Source organism: Paenibacillus sp. MZ03-122A (genome assembly GCF_024213325.1).
Taxonomy (GTDB): Bacteria; Bacillota; Bacilli; order Paenibacillales; family Paenibacillaceae; genus Paenibacillus; species Paenibacillus polymyxa_B.
Window position 1 is genome coordinate 121,099 of the sequence record NZ_JANAVI010000010.1, and the last position, 26,027, is coordinate 147,125.

At 44.9% G+C, this 26,027-nt stretch carries 23 protein-coding genes and 1 pseudogene; 20 read left to right on the plus strand and 4 right to left on the minus strand.

Annotated features, from left to right (window positions below; genetic code table 11):
* The first annotated feature begins 12 nt into the window (after positions 1 to 12).
* The 6 genes from NLX74_RS19905 to NLX74_RS19930 all read left to right on the plus strand — a co-directional run bounded on the left by NLX74_RS19905 (position 13) and on the right by NLX74_RS19930 (position 9,706).
* A complete protein-coding gene (locus NLX74_RS19905) occupies positions 13 to 582 on the plus strand; it encodes a hypothetical protein (RefSeq protein ID WP_235308233.1) in 570 nt (189 codons plus the stop codon).
* A 68-nt stretch (positions 583 to 650) separates the two neighbouring features.
* Entirely contained in the window at positions 651 to 800 is a 150-nt protein-coding gene (rpmG, locus tag NLX74_RS19910; protein WP_007430271.1) for a 50S ribosomal protein L33, read from the plus strand.
* A gap of 332 nt (positions 801 to 1,132) precedes the next feature.
* Positions 1,133 to 1,291 carry a hypothetical protein gene (locus tag NLX74_RS19915; protein WP_254329752.1) on the plus strand — a complete coding sequence of 53 codons (159 nt, stop codon included), beginning with the start codon at positions 1,133 to 1,135 and terminating at the stop codon, positions 1,289 to 1,291.
* Between the two features lie 17 nt (positions 1,292 to 1,308).
* Positions 1,309 to 1,554, plus strand: a complete 246-nt coding sequence (locus tag NLX74_RS19920) for a type B 50S ribosomal protein L31 (protein WP_013310118.1) — start codon at positions 1,309 to 1,311, stop codon at positions 1,552 to 1,554.
* Between the two features lie 680 nt (positions 1,555 to 2,234).
* The gene (locus NLX74_RS19925; RefSeq protein WP_254329753.1) at positions 2,235 to 5,108 is read left to right on the plus strand and encodes an S-layer homology domain-containing protein; all 2,874 of its coding nucleotides are present in this window, start codon (positions 2,235 to 2,237) and stop codon (positions 5,106 to 5,108) included.
* Positions 5,109 to 5,134: 26 nt separating this feature from the next.
* A complete protein-coding gene (locus tag NLX74_RS19930) occupies positions 5,135 to 9,706 on the plus strand; it encodes an S-layer homology domain-containing protein (RefSeq protein ID WP_254329754.1) in 4,572 nt (1,523 codons plus the stop codon).
* Between the two features lie 317 nt (positions 9,707 to 10,023).
* On the opposite strand, the gene NLX74_RS19935 is transcribed toward NLX74_RS19930, so the two are convergent.
* Genes NLX74_RS19935 through NLX74_RS19945 form a run of 3 tightly spaced genes read right to left on the minus strand, consistent with a single transcriptional unit; the run spans position 10,024 to position 13,133 of the window.
* Complete coding sequence (locus tag NLX74_RS19935) at positions 10,024 to 11,127, minus strand: CobW family GTP-binding protein (RefSeq protein ID WP_254329755.1); 1,104 nt, start codon at positions 11,125 to 11,127, stop codon at positions 10,024 to 10,026.
* Positions 11,128 to 11,145: 18 nt separating this feature from the next.
* Positions 11,146 to 12,123 carry a TIGR03943 family putative permease subunit gene (locus NLX74_RS19940; RefSeq protein ID WP_254329756.1) on the minus strand — a complete coding sequence of 326 codons (978 nt, stop codon included), beginning with the start codon at positions 12,121 to 12,123 and terminating at the stop codon, positions 11,146 to 11,148.
* A gap of 8 nt (positions 12,124 to 12,131) precedes the next feature.
* Positions 12,132 to 13,133, minus strand: a complete 1,002-nt coding sequence (locus NLX74_RS19945; protein WP_165175431.1) for a permease — start codon at positions 13,131 to 13,133, stop codon at positions 12,132 to 12,134.
* A 234-nt stretch (positions 13,134 to 13,367) separates the two neighbouring features.
* Between NLX74_RS19945 and NLX74_RS19950 the strand changes: the two genes are divergently transcribed.
* The 12 genes from NLX74_RS19950 (at position 13,368) to NLX74_RS20005 (ending at position 22,501) form a co-directional block, all read left to right on the plus strand.
* Positions 13,368 to 14,360: a CobW family GTP-binding protein gene (locus NLX74_RS19950; protein WP_254329757.1), complete on the plus strand. Its 993-nt coding sequence runs from the start codon at positions 13,368 to 13,370 to the stop codon at positions 14,358 to 14,360.
* A complete protein-coding gene (locus tag NLX74_RS19955) occupies positions 14,357 to 15,481 on the plus strand; it encodes a FecCD family ABC transporter permease (RefSeq protein WP_254329758.1) in 1,125 nt (374 codons plus the stop codon). Before NLX74_RS19950 ends, NLX74_RS19955 begins: the two co-directional genes overlap by 4 nt.
* Positions 15,478 to 16,266, plus strand: a complete 789-nt coding sequence (locus NLX74_RS19960) for an ABC transporter ATP-binding protein (RefSeq protein ID WP_254329759.1) — start codon at positions 15,478 to 15,480, stop codon at positions 16,264 to 16,266. The genes NLX74_RS19955 and NLX74_RS19960 overlap by 4 nt, the downstream gene beginning before the upstream one ends.
* Positions 16,267 to 16,330: 64 nt before the next feature.
* Complete coding sequence (locus NLX74_RS19965; RefSeq protein WP_254329760.1) at positions 16,331 to 17,353, plus strand: ABC transporter substrate-binding protein; 1,023 nt, start codon at positions 16,331 to 16,333, stop codon at positions 17,351 to 17,353.
* 217 nt (positions 17,354 to 17,570) lie between these two features.
* Positions 17,571 to 18,278: a metal ABC transporter ATP-binding protein gene (locus NLX74_RS19970; RefSeq protein WP_025724201.1), complete on the plus strand. Its 708-nt coding sequence runs from the start codon at positions 17,571 to 17,573 to the stop codon at positions 18,276 to 18,278.
* Positions 18,224 to 19,072, plus strand: a complete 849-nt coding sequence (locus NLX74_RS19975; protein ID WP_254329761.1) for a metal ABC transporter permease — start codon at positions 18,224 to 18,226, stop codon at positions 19,070 to 19,072. The genes NLX74_RS19970 and NLX74_RS19975 overlap by 55 nt, the downstream gene beginning before the upstream one ends.
* Before the next feature lie 54 nt (positions 19,073 to 19,126).
* Positions 19,127 to 20,125: a metal ABC transporter substrate-binding protein gene (locus tag NLX74_RS19980; RefSeq protein ID WP_254329762.1), complete on the plus strand. Its 999-nt coding sequence runs from the start codon at positions 19,127 to 19,129 to the stop codon at positions 20,123 to 20,125.
* 332 nt (positions 20,126 to 20,457) lie between these two features.
* The gene (locus NLX74_RS19985; protein ID WP_023988407.1) at positions 20,458 to 20,820 is read left to right on the plus strand and encodes a response regulator; all 363 of its coding nucleotides are present in this window, start codon (positions 20,458 to 20,460) and stop codon (positions 20,818 to 20,820) included.
* An 84-nt stretch (positions 20,821 to 20,904) separates the two neighbouring features.
* Positions 20,905 to 21,393 (plus strand): hypothetical protein, encoded by a 489-nt coding sequence (locus tag NLX74_RS19990; protein WP_235308250.1) that lies wholly within the window; start codon positions 20,905 to 20,907, stop codon positions 21,391 to 21,393.
* 104 nt (positions 21,394 to 21,497) lie between these two features.
* Positions 21,498 to 21,692, plus strand: coding sequence for a hypothetical protein (locus NLX74_RS19995; RefSeq protein WP_254329763.1), 195 nt, complete (start codon positions 21,498 to 21,500; stop codon positions 21,690 to 21,692).
* A gap of 12 nt (positions 21,693 to 21,704) precedes the next feature.
* Positions 21,705 to 22,040, plus strand: a complete 336-nt coding sequence (locus tag NLX74_RS20000; protein WP_013310132.1) for a YolD-like family protein — start codon at positions 21,705 to 21,707, stop codon at positions 22,038 to 22,040.
* Positions 22,041 to 22,156: 116 nt separating this feature from the next.
* On the plus strand, positions 22,157 to 22,501 hold the full coding sequence (locus NLX74_RS20005) for a cupin domain-containing protein (RefSeq protein ID WP_061831375.1): 345 nt from the start codon (positions 22,157 to 22,159) through the stop codon (positions 22,499 to 22,501).
* 104 nt (positions 22,502 to 22,605) lie between these two features.
* Here NLX74_RS20005 and NLX74_RS20010 read toward each other — a convergent pair.
* Positions 22,606 to 23,474 (minus strand): annotated as a pseudogene (locus NLX74_RS20010) (aminoglycoside 6-adenylyltransferase).
* A 692-nt stretch (positions 23,475 to 24,166) separates the two neighbouring features.
* Between NLX74_RS20010 and NLX74_RS20015 the strand changes: the two are divergent.
* The gene (locus NLX74_RS20015; RefSeq protein WP_013310135.1) at positions 24,167 to 24,862 is read left to right on the plus strand and encodes a response regulator transcription factor; all 696 of its coding nucleotides are present in this window, start codon (positions 24,167 to 24,169) and stop codon (positions 24,860 to 24,862) included.
* Position 24,863: 1 nt separating this feature from the next.
* Positions 24,864 to 25,919 (plus strand): HAMP domain-containing sensor histidine kinase, encoded by a 1,056-nt coding sequence (locus NLX74_RS25890; RefSeq protein WP_323873420.1) that lies wholly within the window; start codon positions 24,864 to 24,866, stop codon positions 25,917 to 25,919.
* The last annotated feature ends 108 nt before the right edge of the window (positions 25,920 to 26,027 follow it).

Here is a 26,027-nt window from a genome sequence, read left to right on the forward strand (position 1 = left end):
GGAGTGTCCGGCATGACAAGAAACCTTCAATATGTACCCTATGGTTATGAGCCTCCGATCGAGACGCATAAAGGGACCATGGTCTACTATGATACGTTCGAGCAGATTACAGCCAGAGAGCTGGAGCTTTTTGCCGAAACGGGGGCTGCATTATCTTTTACAAAGCTGGTGTTGTATCCGCTACATGAAGAAACCGTCAGAAGAATGTGGAAGCAGCCGGTACGTTCGTATTACAAGCGGGTGGACGAGCTGGGAGAGTGGCAACGGGAGCAAGCTTTGAGTGCTGTTGTGATTGAGAACTGGGAAGGTAAGCGTAAAAAGTATACGCCGATTGAAGCAGCCATCCGTTTTTTGGCGGAAAAGTATACGACCCCACTTTTTTTGTACATGAGTCCTGAAACTGCAAATTTGTGCGCTTCCTATGCATCATTTGGAGAATGGATTAGAAATGTCAGATTGGTGCTTTCGAGCGAACCCCAGGAACTTCATCATAAGCTTGCACAGTACCGTAATCGCTGGAACACGGTCGAAGAAGCGACAAACCGTGACTCTAAGGTTGACAAAGCGGAGCATGAATTATAGAATAGAACTAATCGTAAAAATTACTATTGTAATTGTATACCATGTATTCCAATTAAGGAGGAAGAGAAATGCGCGTAATTGTTACCTTGGCATGCACCGAATCCGGTGATCGCAACTATACAACAACCAAGAACAAAAGAAATCATCCGGAGCGTCTTGAAATGAAAAAATACTCTCCGCGTCTGAAAAAGTACACGATCCATCGTGAAACTAGATAATTTGAGGTTTGCTGCATAGCAACCTGAATGATTCTGCTTCCTGAGCGAAGCCTGTTAAGTTTGCAAAAGCCTGCGTTATGGAACCGGCGAAAACTTGAATTAGTCCAGTGGACAGAGCGTCCAAAGTTAAAGCTTGCACCTAAGAAAACGGCTTTTTTTCAAGGCTGTATGTTAGATGCCAAGCTACATGGTACGCTTTGCCTTTTGAATCGAAAGCACGTGGCTACCGAGTTCTCCTGTGCTGGTGTCAGCATTTGGGACGAGCCGGAGGACCATTCACTATATGCTTATATAACGATGAAGGCTGACGAAAGATCCGGAGCGTTCGTGCAATGGGCGATGCGTATATGCGGCATCGTTTGCTTGTCGTTTACGAGCTTGAGCGCAAACGTTATGATCTGTCGTCTTTTTTTCTGGGACATAACCGTTTCTTTTGCCAACTGATGGAGTATTGCGCCAGTACGTTTGAGTTTGAAACTAAAACTACATGAAAGATTAGGTGAAACTAATGAAAAAAGATATTCATCCAACATTGAACAAAGTTATCTTTTTGGACCCTAGCTGTGGATTTACTTTCCTGAGTGCTTCCACTAAATATTCGCAAGAAACGATGGAATGGGAAGATGGCAACACATACCCAGTTATCCGTGTAGATACTAGCTCCGCTTCCCACCCGTTCTTCACTGGTAAACAAAGAAACGTGGATATCGGTGGCCGTGTGGATCGCTTTAACAAAAAATATAACCTTAAGTAAGACTCGTCGAGAGCTAGGTTTACGGATTATGCCAATAATTCGTAAACCTAGCTTTTTTATTTTTTACGGATAGTTACATCCGAAACAACGCGAATAACAAATGTATTTTCAAGTCTCGAATTTAACACTCTTCTGTAACAGTCCATGAAGCTGCTGCTTTTTAATGCTAAATGAAGATGAACAATAGTCGACGAGGGTTATGATGAAAAAAAGATACGAATATAACGTTTTAAGATATTCAGTAGCGGCATTGCTAATCTTGGTAACTAATCATTTTAAAACGTAATTCTATACTTCGCATAGGCTGTCTTAATTTAAAAATAATCGCAGGTATCTAGCCTGCGATTATTTTTTTTTAGCACAAGAGTCGCGATTAAGGGAGGGTTCCGATAAATCATTTGCGGAAATAAGTTATTTGAAGGATATAGTTAGAGACTTGATACAACTAGGCATCATTATAGATAAGCTTTTGTTCAGAATTGGTTCAGTGGTTTCATGTATATTAATTGAAAACGACATAAATCACTTATTTTCGACAAATATATGAATAAAAGATTAATATAAACACATTTTTATCGGTAAATACAGTGAATAAGCTTTATTATCTTTGAATTATGTAGAAACATTTCGAAGATCGAATAGGGTCGTTTGACTCAAAAGTAAATTAGGAGGTAGAACCATTGAAAGTTTATTCACTTAAGTGGGCAGCCGCTCTTGTTGCTCTTCAGGCGGCGTTTGGTACTTCTGCTTACGCTGCAACGCCTACCAATAATTTGTTTTCAGATACATCCTATGTGACGAGTGATAAAATGGCGGCCATCCAAGAAGCTGTACGCCAAGGGCTTTTATCGGGAGATCCTCATGGAACTTTTCGCCCTGCAGCAACATTAACTCGTCAGGAACTCGCAGTATTATTGGTCAGAGCTTTAAAATTGGACCCTATTTCGAGTTCTTCTACTTTTAAAGATGTGCAAAGTAAACAATTTGCTGCCCCATATATAGAAGCCGCACAAAAAGCCGGGTTTCTATCCGGGGATGGATTAGGAAACTTCCGTCCGAACGATCCTGTTACACGTGAAGAGCTGGCAGCTGTGTTTGTTCGTGCAGTCGGAGGGGTTAATGCAGAGGGCGGATCAAGCATTTTACCCAAAGATCAGTCCTTGGTAAGCCAATGGGCAGCTGGATCGGTAGATACAGCACTTCGCCTGGGTTTAATTGACATTCATGACAGCAAGCTCAATCCCACCGGTGAAGTAAAAAGGGAGGATATTGCTCCTTTCCTGCTGGATATTTTCAAATCTCAAGAGCAAACAGCTACGATCAATAGCATTGATGGGGACATTGTAACAATCGATAATGTTCCTTATTTAATAGAGGGGAATTTGAAAGAGTTAATCGGAAACTCCAATAAAGATGCGCTAAAAGGAGCTAAATTAAAGTTTAATTCGCGCAATCGTAATGTGGACGGGCTGCAACAATTAGAAATCGTGCAAAAAGATGTTGTGTTAAACACCAATGGTCTACCGGAAAGCAGCCTGCTTCGAATTTTAGGTGATGGTGTTCAGATTAAAGGGGATATCAAAGGAGTAATCGAGCTTAATGACGGTGTTTCTAATATCCAGCTGAATGGAAACGTAAACCATCTTAATGTGAATTCCGGCAATGGTATTTCTATTAAAGGAACCGGAACAATCGGGGAGCTTCAAGTTGCCAACGCAAACGCTAAAGTGACATTGAACCCGAATTTTAAAGTTGAAATGATTAAGCTGCCTAAAGATGCATCCGTTTCACAAGTTATCCAAAATTACAGCGAAGTACAAAAGCAGATTGGACAAATTCAGTCCGCTGACGGAACGGTTCAAGAACCGACTACAGTTACGTCGAGCAGCGTGACATTTTCCTCCGGAGGTGGAACTTCAACAAAATCAGTGACTAACCATGCGCCAGGCGTTACTACCGGGTTTACTGATATTACGTTAAATGCAGCAGATGAGCCTAAAGAGATTAATTTGGCAAATAGTTTTACCGATGCTGATGGAGACACGCTGACCTACACAGCAGAAACTTCAGCCACAAACGTAGCGACGGTATCAGTGAATGGAAGTCAGCTGACTCTCACGCCGATGAACGCCGGAACAGCCACGATCACGGTTACGGCGAACGACGGCAAGGGCGGGACCATAAACAGCCAGTTCAACGTAACGGTTACGCCTATGATTCCGGAAGCCGTGAACCATGCGCCGACGGTGGAAACGTCGATCAGCAATGTGACGACAGGAGCCGCGGATGGAGTTAAGACGGTGAGCCTTGCGAGTGTGTTTGCAGATGAAGACAGCGACGCGCTGACGTACACAGCAACCTCGACGGATACGGGCGTGGCGACAGTAGCGGTAAACGGAAGCGACCTGAAAATTACGCCAGTGAACGCCGGAACAGCCACGATCACGGTTACGGCGAACGACGGCAAAGGCGGGACAATAAACAGCCAGTTCAACGTGACGATCACGCCGGTGATCCCGGAAGCCGTGAACCATGCGCCGACGGTGGAAACGTCGATCAGCAATGTGACGACAGGAGCCGCGGATGGAGTTAAGACGGTGAGCCTTGCGAGTGTGTTTGCAGATGAAGACAGCGACGCGCTGACATACACCGCAACCTCGACGGATACGGGCGTGGCAACAGCAGCAGTAAACGGAAGCGAGCTGAAAATTACGCCAGTGAACGCGGGTACGGTCACGATTACGGTAACGGCAGATGACGGAAACGGGGGTACAGTGGATACGAATTTCACTCTAACGGTGACCCCTTCACCTGCTGCTAATCACGCTCCTGTTGTTCAAAGCACGATTAATGATGTTTCTACAGAAGCAGGTGCTGTGGACACAACTATTGGACTTGCTTCAACTTTTGCAGATGAAGATTTGGACTTACTGACGTATTCCGCTGATTCATCGGACCCTAGCGTAGCAACGGTTTCCGTTACAGGCGACCAACTGAGAATTACTCCGCTTGCAGTGGGAAGTGCTACAGTCACAGTTACCGCAGATGATGGGAAGGGGGGAACCGTTCAAACGATCTTCCAAGTCACTGCTGGAGAAAAGAAGGGACTTTTCTTCTCCGAGTTGGCATGGGGGGAGAGCGACTCTATGATGCAAATTATTGAGCTTTATAATGCGGGTTCTGAGGAATTGGATGCTTCAAAAATTAGAATTGAACGCAGTGATAGTGGAAATTCGATCGAAATAAGTCAAGACGCTGGTGCTTTTATTCCAGGTGGAGCTACTTTCGTGATAGGAGATACCATGTATTTTGGTGATGCGCATGTAGATTACTTCACGGACATGGGATTTTATAACGATGATTCAGCACCTGTTACTTTATCGCTTTATTACGATAATCAGTTGATTGATACGGCAGTGTTTCAGCCTCATACCACTTTAGCTAGACAATCCGATGTTACCCATGGAAATGCAGACTACGAGGCAAGTGAATGGTTTGATGAAGGAACCGATTATACGGATAATATCGGCATCTTTAGTAGTGAGGCACCATAATGAATACAAAGAATAGAGGGAACATCATGAGTTCTAAACCTAATAAATGGCTGATTACATTAGCCTTGGCTGCACTTGTTGCTCCAACGGCTTTGCAGACGATTGCATCTGCTGCCAGCGGTGCATCAAACGGAGCAGCTCTGGCCAGTCTGCCTTTTAAAGACATCAATAATATTGCTTCAGAGCAAAAGACAAACATCCTGCGAGCCATTGAAGCTGGACTTCTGCATGGTGACCCATCTGGATCCTATCGGCCAACGGATTTGTTGACCCGTCAAGAAATGGCGGTTCTATTAACTCAAGCTCTGCAACTTTCTATTTCTAAAGCAGCAAGCAGCAGTTTCTCGGATGTAGACCCGAAAAGTTGGTCGAGTCCCTATATTGAGGCTGTACATCGTGCAGGACTCATGAATGGAGACGACGGCTCCAAATTCAGACCCAAAGCGGCAGTTACCAGAGAGGAGGCTGCGGTTCTGCTTATGCGGGCCGCCGGGCTTCCTATTACAGCTGACGCCACGGAGTCTGCTAAACTTACTGATTGGAATCGGGTCAGTCCGTGGGCACGGCCATACGTTAATACGGCTTTACAGTCGGGCTCCATGAAGACGGATCAGTCCGGTTTCAAACCTAAATCGTCCGTTCAGCGCCAAGATATAGCCCAGTATATGATGTCTACCTTTTTCCCTAAGGACCATGTAGTCCAACTCCAAAAAGTAGAGGATGGAAAGGCCTGGATTAACGGGATTGAATATAAACTCTCGGATTCAGTTAAAGGAATCCTGCAAACCTCTAACCAAGAGATTCTCAAAGGAGCAGATATTCAATTTGTAGCATCACAGCGGACCATTGAATCGATCACCAAACTGGTCATCCATGCGAGCGGGCAAGCTCCGATAGGGCAAGCTTCCGAATTCAGCGGCAATCTTGTATTAGATGGTCATAACTCCTCGATTGACGGAGATTTAACTATTGACGGTGATTACATTTCGGTTATGAATTTGAATGTCAAAAATAGTTTTACAGTTACGTCAAGCCTTGAACATGATTTCTATGCCTCTAAATTTACGGTACAAGGAAAAACATATATTCAGGGCGGTGACCAGAACACCGTATTGTTTAACACATCTGAGCTGCAGGATGTCGAGGTATCCAAACAGGATGTCCACGTAGTCATTCAAGGAAATTCGACGGTGGATCAAATGTCGTTGATTTCCAATGCAACGATTGAAAATGATTCATCCTCAACGATACAGCAGTTGAATGTTCTTACCGGTGCCAAGCAAGTAGAGTTGCAGGGGATTATTAAGCAACTGTCGGTCAACAGTGATCAGCCCGTAGCTCTGACAGGCCAGGCCTCCATTAATACATTGGCTGTGAACAGTTCCTCTCCGATCAGTCTGGAGGTAGCTGGAACTATTTCAAATTTACAAGTAAATAACTCTGCTGCAAATATTAGTGTAAGCTCCTCCAGCCAAGTCACGAATACTTCATTTGCAGTAGGTGTGTCTTCTTCGACGGTATCAGGAGTCACTGGAGTCACTACAACTTCTTCTGGTAGCTCGCGTTCTACGGTTGTGACCAATACAGCACCGAAGTTAGTGACCAAATATGACGATCAAGCCGTAACGGTGGGCGATTCTGAACTTCAGATTGACTTACTTGGTCATTTTACGGACGAGGAGCAGTCCGAGCTCAAATATACGGCAGTGTCGTCTAGTACAAAAATCAGTACAGTCCGAGTAGAGGGAACAAACCTGTTTATCAAGGCTGTTGGCAAAGGGACTGCGACCATTACGATCGCCGCAGATGACCAGGCCGGGAAAAAAGCGGGAACGAATTTCAAGGTCCGTGTCAATGAATCTCCTGTTTCATTGAGTATCCCCGATCAAAACGAACAGTTGGGGAGCGGCGACGTAACCTTATCTTTAGGATCGTTTTTTACGGATTCTGAAAATGATCCTATGACTTATGAGGTTGCGATCGATGATCCTTCCATTGCTACCTTTACCCTGACGGGTGATCAATTGGTATTAACTCCGGCAGCTGTAGGACATGCCCAAGTTACCGTCAAGGCATCCGATGGTCGGGGAGGCAGCGCAAGCCAGTCGTTTCAATTGGTTGTAACTGCAGTACCTAATCAAAATCCGGTTGTAAATCAGAAGCCGGGCAACCAAACGCTCACTGTGGGCGATGCGGACTACATCCTGGATTTATCTCCGGTGTTCCTTGATTCGGACAGCAATCCGCTAACCATCTCGGCAGAATCCTCGGATCTATCCATTGCGACGGTCTCCGTTAATGGAAACCAGGCCACAGTTCATGCGGTTTCCTCAGGAACAGTAAACATCCAGCTAAAAGCGGGAAATGGCCTTGGAGGCGAGGTTAAGACCGATTTTGATATTACCGTTAATGAACCTCCGGTATCCTTGCGAATTCCGGATCAGACGAAACAAATCAATTCAGACGACATTCAATTATCTTTAAACGACTTCTTTACCGACCATGAGAAGGTTTCATTGTCATACAGCATTGATATTTCCGATTCTTCGGTTGCGACTGCAGTGCTAAATGGGGACACGCTTACCATTACACCGTTAAAAATTGGCAGCACATCAGTATCTGTTAAGGCATCTGATGGCCATGGAGGTAGCACAAGCCAGTCGTTTCAAATGGAAGTAACTGCTGTATCTAACCAAAATCCGGTTATAGACCAGAAGCCGGGTAATCAGACACTGAATCTAGGCGATGTGGATTATATCCTGGATTTATCTTCGGTATTCCACGATCCCGATGGCGACCCTGTGGACGTTTTGGCAGAATCTTCGGATTCGTCAGTTGCTGTTGTATCCGTTAACGGATACATAGCCACAGTCCATGCAGTTTCCTCAGGATCAGCAACGATTCAGCTTAAAGCAAAAGATGACCGCGGGGGCGAGGTCACTACTGATTTTGATGTTACCGTCAATGAATCCCCGATTTCCACAGGGATTCCGGAACAGATGAAGGAAATAAATACAGGCGATATTCAATTGTCCTTAAATGATTTCTTTTCCAGTCCTGATAGCGATGTTTTAACTTACGATGTTCATAGCATTTCTGACCCGACTGTTGTGACGGCTGCCGTTTATGGAGATATGCTTACTCTTACACCGTTAACGATCGGTAGTACATCGGTATCGATCAAAGCAACAGATAGCTGGGGAGGGAAAATGATCGAAACTTTCAAAACCACCGTCACGGCTGGAACTCCACAGAATCAGTATCCAGTAGAAACTAAACCTGCGGACCAGTCGCTTACTGTAGGTGGTGCGGTCTACTCACTCGATTTAGGTTCCGTTTTTACTGATCCTGATGGGGATACGTTGACCTTTAAGGCAACCTCTTCTGATCCGTCCGTTGCTTCGGCGGAAATCACTGGAGCTCAATTGGAAATTCAGGCACTAAGTGCAGGGACGACAATCATAGAAATCAAGGCTATGGATGGCCGTGGAGGGGAAACTTCAAGCACCTTCCAAGTCAGTGTCCAATCATCCGGTTCGTCTAACCCATCTTCTAATCAGCCGCCTCAAGTAGATGCGACCATTTATGAACAAGTGTTGACTGCAGGAGTTACGAATGCAAGAAGCTACGACCTATCTCAATTGTTCAGTGATGCTGACGGGGATGCCCTGACGTTTACTTCTACTGTTGAATCAACCGGTATGGTAAATGCAGAGGTTAACGGATCAACGTTGACTCTTACTCCGGGTAATCAGACAGGAAGTACCAAGGTAACGATTACTGCGAATGACGGGCATGGCGGAACAGCCACCTATAATTTTCAGGTAACGAATGCTCCTCTGGCGACGAATGGAATTGTTCAAATCCGAACCAAGCAAGGGGTCAAAGATCCGATTACTTATGACATGTCAACAGTGTTCCCGGGTGAAACTTCATTTAAAATCTATTCGGGTACGGCAGATTCCACCTTTACTGGGCCAATCCCTCTTAATGGGACGGTTTGGACATGGAACGGGGATATTTTTCAATACTTCTGGGTAATCGGGGCGAACGGATCTGCCGCTGTATTCCAAGTGACCTCAAATCCTCAAGGACCGGAGGATCTATATTTTTCCCAGTATCTATCTGTGGATAAAACCCGTACTGCTATTGAGCTGTTTTACAATCCGGTAGGAGATACTTCTAAACCTATAGAAAATGCAGGATACTCACTTGAGATTCATCAATACAATTTAGCTACAAATACTCCCAAGGTGTGGAGCCAGCCTATTAATTCGTTTTGGAAAGGCATGCCTTATATATATATCGATTCCATCTTTTATGACTTTTTCGACATTGTTCCTGCGACATACTATAATGATGAATTGATGTTACTAGAAACGAATACCAATGTAACGACAGGCTATGTCCTGAAAAAGAACGGTGTAACGATCGACGTCTTAGGTGATCCTAACGGAAAAGCGCAATTTATGCCGAATAATGGGACTATTATCCGAAAATCGGGGATTAAGTCCGGTTCCACCTCTTATAATCTTTCAGGGGAATGGAATTCTTTTCCAACCGGAACGCTTCAATATTTTAGTCATCATACTCCATAACATTTTGTTGAATTAACGGGAAGCCCTCCAGCGCTAATGGTACTTGGGCCGAAGGGCCCCGGGAGAGTAGGATGTCGCCAAGCAATTAATGTATAACTCTGCATAGTCATACTCAAGCTGTCGAGACATTCTCGACAGCTTTTTTTATTCCCAATTTTCAACATGGCATCCTATAAGGTACATACTGCTTATATGCAAATTTATGATAGTTACGAAAAAAAGGCCGTTCCCTGACTTTTAAAAGTCAAAGGAACAGCCTTATTAATTTCGTAGACATACCAAAGGAAATTTTCATCATTACGAGCCGAATATGTCGATTACAGCGACACGAAGCACTGTTCCCATTGATCGGTAATGGAGGCTTTGTCAAGCTGTTCTCCAATGAGTGTAACATATCCCTGGCTCACAGGAAGTGCAGTAGGCTGCCACTCCAAGTGATTTCCTGAAAATTGCAAAAGCATTGTACCTTCTTGAGGAAGCACGCAGTAACCTTTCGCACGAAGCAACGAGGAACCTAACCCGGTCAAAAGGTTTTCCAATCGTTGTTTTTCGAGTGGCTGAGGAGAATATTGATGCAGCGTTAGGCTCTCCAGACGGGAGAACGAATGAGGCTGCTTAGGATCGTGGTTATGACTGTGTGCCGCAATAACTTTGAAAGCCGTACTTCTGGAGACACTACTGGTGCTTCCGATACTTTTGACGGGAATGGAAACGGACGGTACACCTGCATCGGTGAACTGGACTTGTGCAGGTGCAGGTTGAAGTGTCTGTATGGGTTTCGCAGCAACGGATGCGGAGGCCAGAACAGGCTCTAGTAGTGGTTCAAGGTCAATCCGGCTATATTCAGTAGTTTGCAGCTTGGCCGTATCGTTGAGCTTGCGGATGCTCTTGACGACCTTCGTCACTTCACGGCTACTTGCTGCATCCGTCTTGTTCACCACAATAAAGTCTGCGGTGCGCAGTTGTCCGTGCAGGGTGCGAACCAGTTCTTTATCAGCCGTAAATCGGCTATTGTATTCATGGAACAGCTCAGCATCCACAACACTGATGCTGTGAACCAGATAAAGCCGATCTGCCAGTAGAGGGGAGCGAAGCTCCTCCAGTACTTGTTCGGGGTTGGCTACCCCGGTGGTTTCCATGAAGATCAGGTCTGGCTTCTGGCTGAGCAGGGTATGCAGAGCCCCTGCCAGCTCATTTCTTTTGCTGCAACAAATGCAGCCTTCTAGCAATCCTTCTACTGTTACGTCAGGCATTTCCTCTGAAATTATAGCGCTGTCTACATCATATTCACCCATTTCGTTCATTAAAACAGCAGCACGAAGGGGAATTTGGCGAGTATGGGCTAACAGGCGTAAAAGCAACGTTGTTTTGCCGCTTCCAAGAAAACCACTGATTAAAATAACAGGAACTTTGTTCATCATTTTCCCTCCTTGGTGGGTTTAGTGTACTGTGTTCAAGCGATCAAAGGTAGCTACCGAGTCTGCTTGGGTATAGACATAAGGGGATTCTGGCTGCTCGACAGCGGTTATTTTTTCGGATCGAATTTCAAGTACCGGAACGTTGCCCTTTTGTGTGGCATGCAGTGTTCCTTCAATGGTCACCCAGGTATCCTTGTCAAAGGACGGGGCCTTCTGGGATTGGACGATGATCCCGAATGGCATGGCATCGGCAGTACAGCACATGACGAGGAATCTTCCTACTGCAAATAGGCCTTTACCCGGCAGGTTGTCGTCTTTATAGACAAAGCCAGTCACCTGTACTTTTTTTCCTTCAAAAGCTTGTTTATATAACTCAATGGCGCCAATAGTTTCGGAGAAAACCTCCGGCTTGATCTGTATGATAGGTTGCTGATACAGGCGTTTCGCCAGCTCGGCGAATTCTACATTGTACTTGTCAGGCGGAACGAACAGCTTATCCAGCGTTTCCTGACTCCATTTTCCCTCTGGAGGGGGCGAAGTTGGGACAGAAGATGCAGTTGATAAAAGGGAGGAGGTGGATGCTTTTGTGGTCTGTATATCTGCTTTTCGTCGGATATCCGGATTGGGATACGTGAAGGACATGCCTTTTTTGGCGGCCATATCACTACCAAGTGCCTGATTGGGCAGCAGAGAACCGAACAGGAGCGGGATGAGCAGCATTCCATATACGAGTGTTTTTTTGAACCAGCTTTGCGGCAACGGATGCTCACAATCACATACATCCTCACCGTCCCGCTCTCCGATGATTCCGTGTAATGCCATCGCCAATGCGATGAACAAGAGTGGTACAGGACAGAGTAGGAGCAGCTTTTGCATATGGGGAGCTAGGTAGTAATGAAGTGCATTCGTACGGTTTAATGAGATAATGTACACAGCCAATCCGATTAGGAGCAAGGAGCGCATACCATATTGCCAGCGGATGCTAAAGGTTGAATTCACGGTTGTATTCACCTCCCCAATAACCATTCTGCAGCTATAGAACCCACGAGGACGAGTGAAACAATGAGCAAGCCCAGGATGGCGACAAATTTAGTGCGGAAGGTGCTTAGCAGCATGAGCGTGCCTTTGAAGTCTAACATCGGACCGAGTACAAGAAAGGCTGCCAGCGGACCTAGTGTAAAGGTGTGTGAAAAAGCAGTGGCTACAAAGGCATCGGAGGTGGAACATAGCGACAGTATGTAGGCAAAACCCATCATAAAGGCGTACGATCCGACCGTTCCGTTGCTTAACGAAAGCATCTCATCACGTGGGATGAAGGTTTGAATGCAGGCTGTTAATAATGCGCCGATAGTGAGATATTTACTCATGTCCAAAAACTCGTCACCAGCATGTACAAAAAAGCCCCGCCATGTGCGACTATGCCGATGAGTCTGATTGTTCTGCTTTTGCTGGTTAAAAGAGAGCAACGACCGTTTGAGCGGATGCACTCGCACAAAGGCATACACGATCAGCCCGATGATCGCGGAGACGGCAAAAGCCAAACCCATTCGAACGACAGTGACCTCGGGATGGGAAGGGAAAGCCATCATCGTCGCAGCCAATACCACGGGATTGATAATGGGCCCGCTTAAAATAAAAGTGATACCCATATAGGCAGGCATTCCCTTGAGCATTAATTGGCGAACGACAGGGATCATGCCGCATTCACAGATAGGAAACAGCATACCTAGTAAGGAGGCCAGCAGGACACCCGGTACAGGATGCGCAGGCGCTATTTTGCGAATCCATGTCTCCGGTACAAGCCACTGCAAAAGGGATGAGACGAGTACACCGATAAGGAGAAACGGAACAGCTTCCAGAAAAATACCCATAAATACCGTTTTTAACGGTTGCAGCTGGCCCATATCTAACAAACGAAGCCACTGGGGAGATAGCGTGACAAGCACAGGGATGAGAAAGGCAAACGGAATCATAAAAGGCAGCATCTTCAACAGCGTACTGTTTTTCATTCCACGTCTCCTTGGGAATAAGGGTTCTTATCTACATCCTATGTCTGTAGAGGGACAATCATGCCCGCTGGATTGTGCTTGTCTCACCTCCTATATTGACAATTCAAAGAGTGGTCATATATATTTATGTTTGTTATTAGTAATTATTACGATTAAAATCCGATAAATGATTGCAAGAAGGAAACTTTTACGGTACGATCCATATTAAATGTTGTAAAGACAAGGAGGGGTTATATGATACCGATAGTTGTTTTATCCGGTTTTTTGGGTAGCGGTAAAACCACTCTTCTTCAGCATGCGCTGGCTTACTACAAGGAGAAGGGCCTCAAGCCAGCCATTTTGATGAATGAGTTGGGTGATGTTAATCTGGACGGCAGTTTGGTGAATGGCCAAGCACCCATGATGGAAATGCTCAGTGGTTGTATATGCTGTACTATTCGCGGGGATTTGGGCGTCGAGCTCATGAATCTTGCTGAGGAATATAAGCCGGACGTGATTATTGTAGAATGTACTGGAGTAGCTAACCCGATGGAGATCGTAGATGCAGTGACAGACGCCTCCATCTATTCTTCTATGATTCTACAATCCGTTATCACGGTCATAGACGCGCGTCAATTTCTGGATTTTGCCTCGGGGAACGAGAGAGGCAAGTCGCTTCGTTTGATGCAGGATCAGCTTCGGTGCGCTTCCAAACTGATTATTAACAAGACCGATTTATTGGCTACGGGCGAGTTGCAGAAAGTACAGGCCCTCGTAAAAGAGTTAAATCCATATGCTCTGACTGTGAGCACGCAACGAAGTGACGTGGACGCGGATATTTTTTTCTCCACTCAAGGAGAGGAGCGTATGGACGTTGACCATCAGTCTCATGATCACCATGACCACGCCCATGACCACGAACATGGGGAGCATTATCATTCCTACGACCACGTAGTGGTTCACACGCATTTCTTTGGACAACCTGTGCCACGCTCCGAGTTTGAACAGTTGTTCCGCAGTTTGCCAGCTGAAATTTACCGGGCCAAAGGAATTGTGCGGTTTCTGGAATCAGAGGGTCAGATGATGTTTCAGTTTGCCTATCGGGAGCTGGAAACCATTCCGATCCGCCCGCAAAAGCCAGTGAACGATGTAGCGGTTGTCATGGGTGAGAATTTCTCTGCTTCCGAGATCGAGGAACAATTGAGTAAGTTGGAAGCGGCCGAAAAGCCATTGAGTAGTAGTTCATGACTTCGAGAATGAGCAACCTTAATCCATCAAGACCTAATCCATCACAACATAATTCTCGCGCACACCTAGCTGGCAAGTCTACTTGGGGATTTACAACAATTCTGCTGCTGACTGCTGGGCTGTTGCTTTCGGTGACACTCGCAGTCATGCTCGGTCCTGTAGCTGTCGCACCGGGGACGATATGGCGAATTGCACTGTCTCATCTTCCCTGGCTGGACCAGTGGATACCCGTGACATGGACCAAGCCTGAGCAATATATCGTTTGGGAAATCCGCTTTCCACGCGTGCTGCTAGGTGTTGTCGTAGGAGCAGGACTTGCTGTTACAGGGGCGACTATACAGGCATTAATTCGTAATTCGTTAGCGGACCCTTATATTTTAGGAGTCTCGTCTGGGGCTTCGGTGACAGCCACGTTGGTAATTGTGTTCGGAGCTTTTGGATTTTTAGGACGATTTGCGCTGCCTTTATCTGCTTTTATAGGCTCGTTAACTGCAATGCTTATGGTGTTCGCGTTAGCCCGTGTGGCTGGGAGCATATCGACGACCCGCTTATTGCTGGCAGGGGTGGCGGTGTCCATGATGCTGTCGGCTGTGACTAGCTTTATCGTTACGATGGCCCCGAATGAAAAAGGCATTCGTGACGCGATGTATTGGATGATGGGAAGTTTGGCAGGTGCTCAATGGGACACGCTTTTCATTCCAAGCCTCATTGTAGCCGTTGGAACGGCTGTGCTCCTGACCCGATACCGTTCGCTGAATGCTTTGCTAACGGGTGAAGAAACCGCAGTAACGCTAGGGGTGAACGTACAGACGTTCCGCGTATTACTGGTTGTTGTGGCGTCTCTTTTAACCGGGGCAGTCGTATCAGTGAGTGGCTCAATTGGCTTTGTGGGGCTTATGATTCCGCACATCGTTAGGCTGATAGTGGGATCAGATCATCGGCGTGTACTGCCCGTCAGTCTGTTGGCGGGAGCTATTTTTGTCGTGTGGGCTGATGTATGTGCCCGGCTCGTGCTGGCTCCACAGGAGCTGCCGCTTGGTATTGTGACGGCTGTGTGCGGAGGACCCTTTTTTGTGTGGCTGCTGCGTCGTAGTTCCTACTCGTTTGGAGGCGAAAAATGAATATAGAAGTCGAATGCGTGACCTTCAGTATTCACGACAAACGGCTGATCGACGGCATCTGTCTCCAGGTAAAAGCAGGGGAGCTGGTCGGATTGATCGGTCCGAATGGCAGCGGGAAATCGACGTTGCTCAAAAATATGTATCGTGTGCTAAAGCCTGACAGTGGTTTGGTTACGTTGGATGGCCAAGATATGCTGCGGATGAAGTATAAAGAAACGGCCCGACAAATGGCAGTGGTGAGTCAGGATGCGCCGCAAACGTTTGATTTTTCAGTACGGGACATCGTCCTGATGGGTCGCCATCCGCATAAGAAACTGCTGGAAGCAGATACTGTCGCCGATCATGAATTGGTCGAGCAGGCGCTGGAGCGGGTAGGCATGAATGCTCAGGCGGATCAGGGCTTTGCCAGCTTGTCTGGCGGCGAAAAGCAACGGGTATTGATCGCCAGAGCTTTGGCCGGGCAGGCGAAATTTCTTGTTTTGGATGAGCCAACAAATCATCTGGACATCCGGTATCAGCTGCAAATTCTGGATTTGGTCAAAACACTTCGGATAACTACGCTAGCTGCACTACATGATTTGAATTTGGCGGCATTTTATTGTGATCGAATGTATGTATTAAAAGAAGGCAAAGTGGTAGCCTCCGGCATAACAGAGGATGTGCTTCAGCCAGACCTGCTGTGGAGTGTATTCGGGGTGGAGACAGAAATCTGTATTCATCCAAAAACCGGGAAGCCGAATATTACCTTTTTACCGGATTCTCTCAGGAGAGGAGGCTATCCATGATGCGAACAGAACAGGTGATATGATGAGGTAAGATAAACTACAAATAAAAGAGGAGACGGTACATATGAAAAAATATAGCAAGCCCGCGTTACCGCTGGTTATGATCGCTTTGGCGATGATGCTGTTGTTATCAGCCTGCGCAGCAGGAAACACGGCTCAAACAAGCGATCCATCGGCAAACGGGCAGCAACCTGCCGCATCGCAATCGGCAACCAATAAGACGTCGGTAGAGCTTGAGAACATGGGCGTTAAAATGGCATTTCCCGAGGCGCCCAAACGCGCGGTTACACTGAACCAGCACGCGACTGAGGTTATGCTGGCTCTTGGACTGGAATCCTCTATGGTAGGAACTGCGTATTTGGATGATCAGATTTTACCGAAATATAAGAATCAATATGACAAAATTCCGGTACTGGCCGAACAATATCCGTCCAAAGAGGTGTTTATGGCCGCTGCACCGGATTTTGCCTATGCAGGCTGGAAGAGTGCCTTTAATGATAAAAATCTGGGTTCCCGTGAGGAGCTAGCCAAACAAGGGGTGCTGACCTATGTACAGGAGTCCTCAAACAAGCCGGGTCCCATATTAGAAGATGTATATCAGGATATACTAAATATTGGGCGTATTTTCAGGGTTGAGGAGCGTGCAGAAAAGCTGGTAAATGACATTCGTGAACAAGTGAAGTCCATTCAGACTCAAATTGGTACTGTTGAGCAGGCACCCAAGGTGTTTGTTTATGACAGCGGAGAAGACAAGCCCTTTACGGCTGCCAACAATTATCTAACGTCTTTGATTGAAAGTGTGAAGGCGAAAAATATTTTTGATGATATTGACAAAAGTTTCACCGAAGTAAGCTGGGAAGAGGTTGTGAACCGTAACCCTGATGTGATCGTCATCCTCGACTATGGTGATACTTCACTGGCTGATAAAGAGAAGCTGCTCCTGAGCAAGCCTGCGCTGGCTGGTGTGGAAGCGATCAAAAACAAACGGTTTATAGTCCTGCCATTATCCGCGGCAGCTGAAGGTGTACGTGCACCGATTGCACTGAAAACCTTGGCTGAAGGCTTGTACCCGGACAAAATGAAGTAAACAAACAAAAGAGTTGCCAAAACATTGACGAACCTTGCCTAAACTGTTAAACTTGCTAATGCGTAAAGGTTACGTTTATCAAACGCTTATTTTTTTATTACCAAATCGTAATAATTACGGTAGATGGTTTAATGATCATAAACGACCTGGAGAATCTGCGCAAATAATGATCGCTCAGATGGCTCCAGGCTTTTTAAAGGAAAAGGAGATTTGCGTCATGTTATTGGCCTCATTGGAACAGGTCACATTTGGCTACGGAGATGTTCCTAACTTGGTGGATGCCAATGTTGAAATTTTTTCGGGAGAATTTGTGGCTATTACCGGACCGAATGGTGCTTCCAAATCAACCATGCTCAAACTATTACTCGGCTTGCTTCAGCCTTGGAAGGGCAAGGTGTTTATGTCTAACCGTACAGGTGAAGGCAAAAAGCTCGTTGTCGGCTTTGTATCCCAACAAATTGCTGCTTTCAATGGCGGATTTCCAAGTACGATTTTGGAATTTGTCCGTTCAGGAAGATATACTCATGGCTCTTGGTTACGCCGTATGCGGTCTGAGGATCATGATCTGACTGAGCAAGCGCTGCGTCAGGTAGGCATGTGGGATTTGCGTCACCGTAAAATTGGCGAATTGTCCGGTGGACAAAAGCAACGCATTTGTGTGGCGAGAGCGCTCGCTCAGGAATCGGATTTGCTCATTTTGGATGAGCCCACGACCGGCATGGATCAGGAAAGCCGCCATCATTTCTACGATCTGATGAATCAGCAGGTTAAGGAATATGGAAGAACCGTGGTCATGGTGACCCATGGACTATCGGAAGTACAACATTATCTGGATCGAATTATTGAGCTTGAAAGGAAGGAAGATGGCGGATGGAAATGCTGCACTACGACTTCATGCAGCGGGCATTTTGTGCCGGTGGGGTAATTGCACTGCTGGCCTCGGTGCTTGGAGTATACCTGATGCTGCGGCGTCAGGCTCTCATGGCGGACATGCTATCGCATGTATCGCTGGCAGGGGTGGCAGCGGGTGCCTATTTAGGCATTAACCCGACGATAACCGGATTTGTTGTTGCCGTAATCGGCGCGATTATCGTTGAATATGTCCGCAGGTCTTATAAAACATATAGTGAGATATCTGTGGCTATTATTATGGTAGGTGGCCTCTCGACGGCCGTTATTTTAATGAATCTGAATCAGAGCATCAACAAAGGATTTTCCGCTTATTTGTTTGGTTCGGTCGTAGCGGTCAATCAGACAGAGCTGATGTTGATGATTGTAGTGGCTATCATCGGAGGTATTTTCTTTTTTGTATTCCGGCGTCCTTTATATCAGATTACCTTTGATGAAGAAACGGCGAAGACCAATGGTCTTCCTGTCAAGTCCATTTCATTTGCATTTAGTATTTTAACAGGGATGATTGTAGCCGCAGCCATGCCGATTGTTGGTGTGCTGCTTGTCTCCTCGCTAATCGTATTGCCCGCTGCGCTGGCGATTCGAATTGCACCGAGCTTCGCGGCAGCCATCGGGATATCTATGGTCACTGCATTGATCGGCGTATTTATGGGTTTAACGGCATCATATGAACTCAGTACTCCCCCAGGGGGGACGATTGCCATGGTGCTGTTATTATTCCTGATTATAGGAGCTGGTATTCAAAAGCTGGTCCGTAAGCTGGGCAAGCAACAGGCTTCCCGGCGGAAGAAGGCGACAGGCCAGTGAGTGTAATTACAGTGAGAATTTACCAAAAAATCTAACACATAAGGAGTTATGAATATGAATACATGGTTCAAAAAATCATTTGTATTGTCTGCGGGACTAGCACTTATTTTATCTGGCTGCGGAGCCAAATCTGATAATGCAGCTACAAATGCTTCCCAAACCGAGCCGAATGCGGCACAAACAGCAGACAGTGGTAAGAAGCTGAATGTAGTCACCACTTTTTATCCAATGTATGAATTCACGAAGCAAGTTGCTGGAGACCATGCTAACGTAACCGCGTTGATTCCTGCTGGTGCTGAACCGCATGACTGGGAACCGAGCGCTAAAGATATGGCACAGGTTAAGGATGCTGACGTATTTGTGTATAACGGTATTGTCGAAGGTTGGGCAGAACAGGCTTTGAGCAGCGCGTCCAACGATAAGCGTGTTGTAGTTGAAGCGAGCAAAGGGTTGAACCTGATGGAAGGGACTGCTGAGGAGGAAGAAGGAGAAGAAGCACACGCAGAGGAAGGCCATGATCACGATCATGTGCTGGACCCTCATGTATGGCTTGATCCAGTCTTAGCTCAAAAAGAAGTAGAAGCTATAGAAGCAGGGCTTGTAAAAGCCGATTCGGCAAACAAAGCTGATTATGAGAAAAACGCCGATGCTTATATCGCTAAGCTGAAAGAACTGGATACCGAGTTCAAAATGGGTCTGAAAGATGTAAAACGTAAAGACTTTATTACGCAGCATGCTGCTTTTAGCTATTTGGCTAAGCAATACGGTCTAACCCAAGTACCCATTGCCGGTTTATCTCCAGAGCAAGAGCCTACACCGGACAAGCTGGCGGGTATTATCAAATTTGCCAAAGAAAATAATGTTAAAACGATTTTCTTTGAAACTCTTGTTGATCCGAAGGTCGCTGAGACCGTAGCTACTGAAATCGGTTCAAAAACCGATGTACTGAATCCGCTTGAAGGGTTGACAGATAAAGACAAACAGAAGAACCTGGATTACCTTGGTGTGATGAAAAACAATCTGGAGGCTTTGAAAAAAGCCTTGAATGAATAAACAGACCTTAAACGAATAGTACAAAAAATGACGTTGGGGAACGATACCAGCGTCTTTTTTTATGTCTGTCTAAGAAGATTGTACTTTTTTGGCTAGTGCTCTAGATACAGTAGATATATAGTGCTTTGTAATTTGCTTTACAGGAAAGATTTACGTCATTGTGAAACGTTTTTTTGAAAACTAATGCTGTAGTAGCTAGTTTCAAATTTCTTTTATAATTCATTGGTAGCGTTTTTATTTTTACAGATTCTTTCTATTAATATTACTAGTTTATTCACCGATATTGAAGTTTGGGCGTGCATATCATTTGACAACGGATTGGAGAGATTAATTTGGCAACAGTTATAGTAGTGGATGACTCTTTATTTATGCGTTCTGTGCTTAAGGATATTCTTTTGGATTTAGGTCACGCTGTTATCGCGGAAGCAGAAAATGGGTATGATGCTGTTTTGAAATACGCACACTTTCGTCCCGATTTAATCACCATGGATATTAATATGCCTAAGATGGACGGACTTGAGGCTGTTAAAAAGATTGTAGAGCTTGATCCACAAGCCAACATTTTGATGTGTTCTGCTTTGGGGCAGCAGGAAGCGATTATAAAAGCATTTCAGGCAGGTGCAAAAGACTTTATTGTTAAACCATTTGAGATGGAAAGGGTCGTGAATGCAGTCACAAAAATGCTGGGGAGTTAATGAATCAAGATTTTAATACATAAATATTGAACATATTAAAGCGAGAATTCCATGCTTATTTTCACGAATATGGAGATGAATAGGATGAGCAATCGAGTGTTGTCTCAAAAAGTATTTATAGACGAATTGATCGCTACGATCAAGAATGGAGGGCTTGTCCCTGTAAATTATGAACACCTCATCAGCGAACAAAGAGAAAGAATGGATGCTCTTAACAATGAACTTACCCTTCGTATTGAGGGATTAGAGACTGATTTGATCTCTGCTTCGACACATTCCATTCCTTTTGCCAATGGCGAAATTATGTTTCTTGCTCGTTATATTGTACTCATTGGGGATCATACCGAGGGATACTTTGTGTTCTATCGGGCAGAAGATTGTGAAGGTCCAGAGGAATATCAGTTTTTAACAAGCTCTTATCAACTTCCACATTTATTACTTGAATTATCTCTTTCTTTAAAAGAACATGGTACTAATGAGCCGATCGATATTCTGACTTATTGGAATGGCCCTGTCTACCCGCTGAAAGATTTGAATAAAGAAGATATTAAGCTATCCACCTATGAATTTTAATTCCCTTGAGAGAGTCAAATCCCTCAGGGGATTTTTTTACATTGATAATCAAACGCATGTTCGCATATAATACAAACAAACGTTCTGATAAGGAGTGAAGGATCATGTTGGAAAAATACGTGGGGCAGATCATGGAAATCGTGTATTTGGATCGGAAGGGCAAGCTGTCTCATCGGCGTATCGAGGTGCACCGTGTGCAGAATGGCTTGATACGAGCCACCTGTCTACAGACAGGCCAGCCACGTGTTTTTCGATTAGATCATGTATTGGCATGGCATCCGGTAACCAGAACAGCATAGGAGGGGCTTATGATGGGGAAAAAGCTTGAAGGAAATGGCATATGGGAAAGCTCGCGCATGATTTTGCCTGAGCATCGGGAGGCATATTTAAGACTGATGAAGGAGCAAGGAAGGCGCGGCAAGCCAGCACTGGACGATCAGGAAATGCAGCAGATTGAACAGGCCATCATCGTATCCTATAACGAACGGAAGCCTATTACGCTAAAAGTGTTCAACCCGTTTGATGATGAGGAGCTTCGTGGATTGGTCACGGTGATTAATACAAGTCGGCGAGAAGTGAAACTGTCCCGTGGGGAGGAGGATTTTAGCTGGATTAAGTTGGAGGAAATTATCGAGGCAGATATATAAAAAAGTCTGACTAAGTCGGACTTTTTTATATTTGTCCTGCCGTTTTATAATTAAGATTGTAGCTCTATGAATTCATATATAAAATAAACTGTAATTGCAAAAGGAGGAGTTCAATAATGAAAATTAGTAAAAATAATGCGGAACATTATATATGGGGAGATCAATGTGATGGTTGGCGCTTGGTGAAAAATAATGATTTGAGCATTATTCATGAGCGGATGCCCGGAAATACACATGAGGTCAGACATTATCATCATCATGCGCGCCAATTTTTCTTTATTTTATCAGGCACAGCGGTACTTGAAGTGGATGGTGAACGAATCCAATTAGGATCTCAGGAAGGATGTGAGGTTCCTCCTATGGTGCCTCATCAAATGTTTAATGAAACGAATCAGGATGTTGAATTTTTGGTTATTTCTCAGCCTGCGAGCAGAGGTGACCGGGTTCTGACCGAAAAATAATATTTTGGAGCAGACCTAAAGGAGCATATAGGACAGAATAACTTAGAGTATAAAAATAAAACCAGCCTAGTACATGAAAATCAAGTGCCGACTGGTTTTTTTTATCAATAAATGCCCTTAGCATCTGCTGGGAGAGCTTTTACGTGATGGAGATAGTTCGTAACATGTTGATCGTCCAGAGTCGGATATTCGTAGCCATAATAGTTCGCTACTTCCAAGGCAACTTCTCTAAATAAATTTCCCATGATCAAAAGAGACTGCCACATATGTTCATAATCTGCATCCGCAAACGTTTGGATGTAGAGCGTCCAAAGTCCAGGCTCAAGGTGGTTCTCGAAATATTTTCCCTGTTTACCCGGATCTGCCGCGAAGTCTGTTCGTATACCAATATGCCATTCCAGCATCAAGTGGAGCGCATCTCTAACAGGCCGATCCAGCATAAATTTAGATAGGGCAGCTCCTGTCGCCATAACCCTTTAGCCACATAAGTACTGACCCACCAGAACTCGTTGCAGGAATTCGCATAGACTTGGGCAGTTGGAGGTATCGTCTTATAATCTTGAAGACTTGGCGGTGGGAAAGGCTCCACAAGCCCGTCTTTATCCAGCAGCAGTACACTTAAGCTGTCTCGGGTCCAATTGGCGATGTTATTCGTAGGGTAGAGTGTAAGATCTATGCGATTGCCGTCCGTAAATAACATGAGAAAAGCAAAGCGATCATGGGACATCGGGGTAGGTTCCATATGCTCATCGGGCGTCTGCATAATGATCAATTCACCAAAATGGTTGATCCAGCGACGTTCCTGAATAAAGCTGTCCATGGAGGATACGAGAAAGACGATATCATAATCCTGAAAAATGTCCCGTGGAGCATGTGGATTGGCACGTGAACCATTCAGAATCACGGCACGTACCCGTTCGTCCTCTTGAGCAAAATGGAGAATGGTATGAAGCATTTCATGTTCACTTCTCATAATAGTTGTCTCCACAAACGGTATCGAAAGGAGAAAAACGTGGACAAGGGAGCAATAGAAATAATGGCCACTAGCTCAAGGATCATCAAGGAAAACAACCTCCTGTAAGTTCTTTTATCTGGGAAAAGTCTCCTACCCTTACAATAGCCTATACACAGAAGCCATTCAATTGTGCTGCCGAGGCCTTCTTCATTACCAAAAGTACACTTGACCGAATTGTATGTTTTATCCATAATGAAGCGAGGCATCAAGTACAGACCATCGAAACTCTCATAGGCTTATGGGAGGCAAATCAGACAGATGTGTGCTCATCACATGATTCAAGGAATGGAACTCGCAGAATCTTATTTTTATAAGGCATTCGGTCTTTTTAATACAATGAAGCATCACATATCGATTCAAGGTGTCATTAGCGGCACCATACCGGGTAGAATTTTTTATCTAATAATGGGGATAACGCTGTATTGAGCAACCCCCAAGGCATTTTTCTGGGAGGAAGTCCGGACAATAAATTTTTAAAAGAAATCAACATGTTGCTTCAAGAAATCCTATTACCTCAACTGGCATCCAAAGGAGAAATATCCGGAACTGGAGAGGCGCTTTGAGCGCGACTTTTTTTGTCAATTCGAGTCCATGCGGCTCTTGTGTGTTATATAAATGCAGTCCATTTAAAGAGGTTGGGAGGTATAAAGATGCCAAAAACGATATTAGTTGTAGACGACGATGAAGAAATCGTAAAACTCATCACAAAGAGTTTAAGGTACGAGCAATTTGCAATAATTTCGGCATGTTCCGGGAAAGAAGCCTTATCTGCATTGGAAGAAAATCACATTGATTTCATCGTTCTTGATATAGTGATGCCTGATATGGATGGACTTGATGTCTGCAGAAGTATCCGAAATTCTTATAATGTCCCAATTCTGTTTTTAAGTGCGCGTGATAAGGACATTGATAAAATCGTCGGGCTCGAAATAGGAGCAGACGATTACATGACCAAACCTTTCAGTATTCAGGAGCTTGTCTCCAGGATAAAGGCTCACTTCAGAAAAGTGGACAGGCTTTTTAAAGAGTGGGATGAACTTAGTCCCAGTAACGAAAAGGCGGATGCTCCGCTCATTTTGAACGATAAGACGTTTGAAGCATTTCTGAATAGCAGGAAGCTCGACTTATCAACGAAGGAATTTCAGATTCTGTCTATCCTCATGCGCCACCCCAATCATGTATTGACTCGTGAGCAGATATATGAAAACGTCTGGGGAGACGAATACGGAGAAATAAATACCGTAACGGTTCATATAAAAAATATCCGTAAGAAACTTGGTTCTGAATATGACTTTATTAAAACAATATGGGGCATAGGATATAAATACACGGAAAGAGAGCAATAGTATGAAACTGAAAATAAAGCTGCCTCTTTTGTTCCTGCTGATGTTTATAATATTCATGTTTTCGATTGGAATGTATCTGAAGCTTGTCTTTGCAGTATATTCCCCTATACGCAGTTCATTGCTGGACTCGCGATATATAGCATTGCTCCTGCCCATATTTGCAATTGCCTGTTTCATATTTATTATTCTGATTATCTATATTCATTTTTGCATAGAGAAACCCATTCAGCTTCTGAATACCAGGCTTGAAGAAGTAAATATTGTACATCCACTGCCTCCGCTAGCTCTGAGAAGTAATGATGAGATCGGAGAACTTTATAAGCACTTCAATAAGATGGAGCATCGGCTTCAACTCGCGCACAAAGAGCAGATCGATATGATCGCGGCAATTGCCCACGACTTGAAAACACCCTTGACATCTATTAATGGTTTTACTGAACTGCTGGCTACACACAAGGATTTACCAGAAACTGAAAAGCAGGAATATTATGATTTGATTCAAAGGAAGTCAGGATATATGGTCGAACTCATCAATGATTTCTCCAGTTTCACCAAAGAAAAACTGGAGTTGGAATCTATGGTAGCTAAACCTGTAAAAGCTTCAAAATTATTCGAAAACATTGCCCTTGAATATGAGTATGAGTTGGCGGGACTTGACAACGAGCTTACTTGCCGCCATTCATTCACGGAAAATATATTGCTGATGGTCAATGAACCGATGATACGTCGGGTTTTCGGCAACCTCTTTAGCAATGCTGTAAGATATGGAGGGAAAAATAAACTGAAAGTGTATATGACCGGATACCCGCTAGGACAGCATGCCTTTTTTCAAATCGAAGATAATGGAATTGGAGTGCCGGATAAGGATATATCTTCTCTGTTCCTCAAATTTTTCACTGTAGATAAATCGCGGCAAATCCAAAAGGGCGGGCTGGGTCTGGGTCTTGCAAGCTGTAAATCCATTATTGAACATCATAGGGGCGAAATTTGCGCCTACCCTTCCGAATATGGCGGTTTGGGGATAAGATTCAGCCTTCCCTTGGCCGCACAACACTGATTTTATTTTTGCACATTTTCTTTTACTACAGGAGTTAAAGGCTGCTGCCGGGTGTGAACACCCAGGCAGCAGCCTTTTTTGTTTTTTCAGCGGTTTATAGTTTTTTAT

Excerpts from the sequence above, each read along its gene's own strand:
- NLX74_RS19945 (WP_165175431.1), bottom strand. The coding sequence starts at position 13,133 with ATGAAAAACAGTACGCTGTTGAAGATGCTGCCTTTTATGATTCCGTTT.
- NLX74_RS20015 (WP_013310135.1), top strand. The coding sequence starts at position 24,167 with ATGCCAAAAACGATATTAGTTGTAGACGACGATGAAGAAATCGTAAAA.
- NLX74_RS19935 (WP_254329755.1), bottom strand. The coding sequence starts at position 11,127 with ATGATGAACAAAGTTCCTGTTATTTTAATCAGTGGTTTTCTTGGAAGC.
- NLX74_RS19995 (WP_254329763.1), top strand. The coding sequence starts at position 21,498 with ATGTTGGAAAAATACGTGGGGCAGATCATGGAAATCGTGTATTTGGAT.
- NLX74_RS19955 (WP_254329758.1), top strand. The coding sequence starts at position 14,357 with ATGACTTCGAGAATGAGCAACCTTAATCCATCAAGACCTAATCCATCA.
- rpmG (WP_007430271.1), top strand. The coding sequence starts at position 651 with ATGCGCGTAATTGTTACCTTGGCATGCACCGAATCCGGTGATCGCAAC.
- NLX74_RS19905 (WP_235308233.1), top strand. The coding sequence starts at position 13 with ATGACAAGAAACCTTCAATATGTACCCTATGGTTATGAGCCTCCGATC.
- NLX74_RS25890 (WP_323873420.1), top strand. The coding sequence starts at position 24,864 with ATGAAACTGAAAATAAAGCTGCCTCTTTTGTTCCTGCTGATGTTTATA.
- NLX74_RS19920 (WP_013310118.1), top strand. The coding sequence starts at position 1,309 with ATGAAAAAAGATATTCATCCAACATTGAACAAAGTTATCTTTTTGGAC.
- NLX74_RS19960 (WP_254329759.1), top strand. The coding sequence starts at position 15,478 with ATGAATATAGAAGTCGAATGCGTGACCTTCAGTATTCACGACAAACGG.
- NLX74_RS20000 (WP_013310132.1), top strand. The coding sequence starts at position 21,705 with ATGGGGAAAAAGCTTGAAGGAAATGGCATATGGGAAAGCTCGCGCATG.
- NLX74_RS19975 (WP_254329761.1), top strand. The coding sequence starts at position 18,224 with ATGGAAATGCTGCACTACGACTTCATGCAGCGGGCATTTTGTGCCGGT.
- NLX74_RS19930 (WP_254329754.1), top strand. The coding sequence starts at position 5,135 with ATGAGTTCTAAACCTAATAAATGGCTGATTACATTAGCCTTGGCTGCA.
- NLX74_RS19965 (WP_254329760.1), top strand. The coding sequence starts at position 16,331 with ATGAAAAAATATAGCAAGCCCGCGTTACCGCTGGTTATGATCGCTTTG.
- NLX74_RS19970 (WP_025724201.1), top strand. The coding sequence starts at position 17,571 with ATGTTATTGGCCTCATTGGAACAGGTCACATTTGGCTACGGAGATGTT.
- NLX74_RS19980 (WP_254329762.1), top strand. The coding sequence starts at position 19,127 with ATGAATACATGGTTCAAAAAATCATTTGTATTGTCTGCGGGACTAGCA.
- NLX74_RS19950 (WP_254329757.1), top strand. The coding sequence starts at position 13,368 with ATGATACCGATAGTTGTTTTATCCGGTTTTTTGGGTAGCGGTAAAACC.
- NLX74_RS19915 (WP_254329752.1), top strand. The coding sequence starts at position 1,133 with ATGGGCGATGCGTATATGCGGCATCGTTTGCTTGTCGTTTACGAGCTT.
- NLX74_RS20005 (WP_061831375.1), top strand. The coding sequence starts at position 22,157 with ATGAAAATTAGTAAAAATAATGCGGAACATTATATATGGGGAGATCAA.
- NLX74_RS19990 (WP_235308250.1), top strand. The coding sequence starts at position 20,905 with ATGAGCAATCGAGTGTTGTCTCAAAAAGTATTTATAGACGAATTGATC.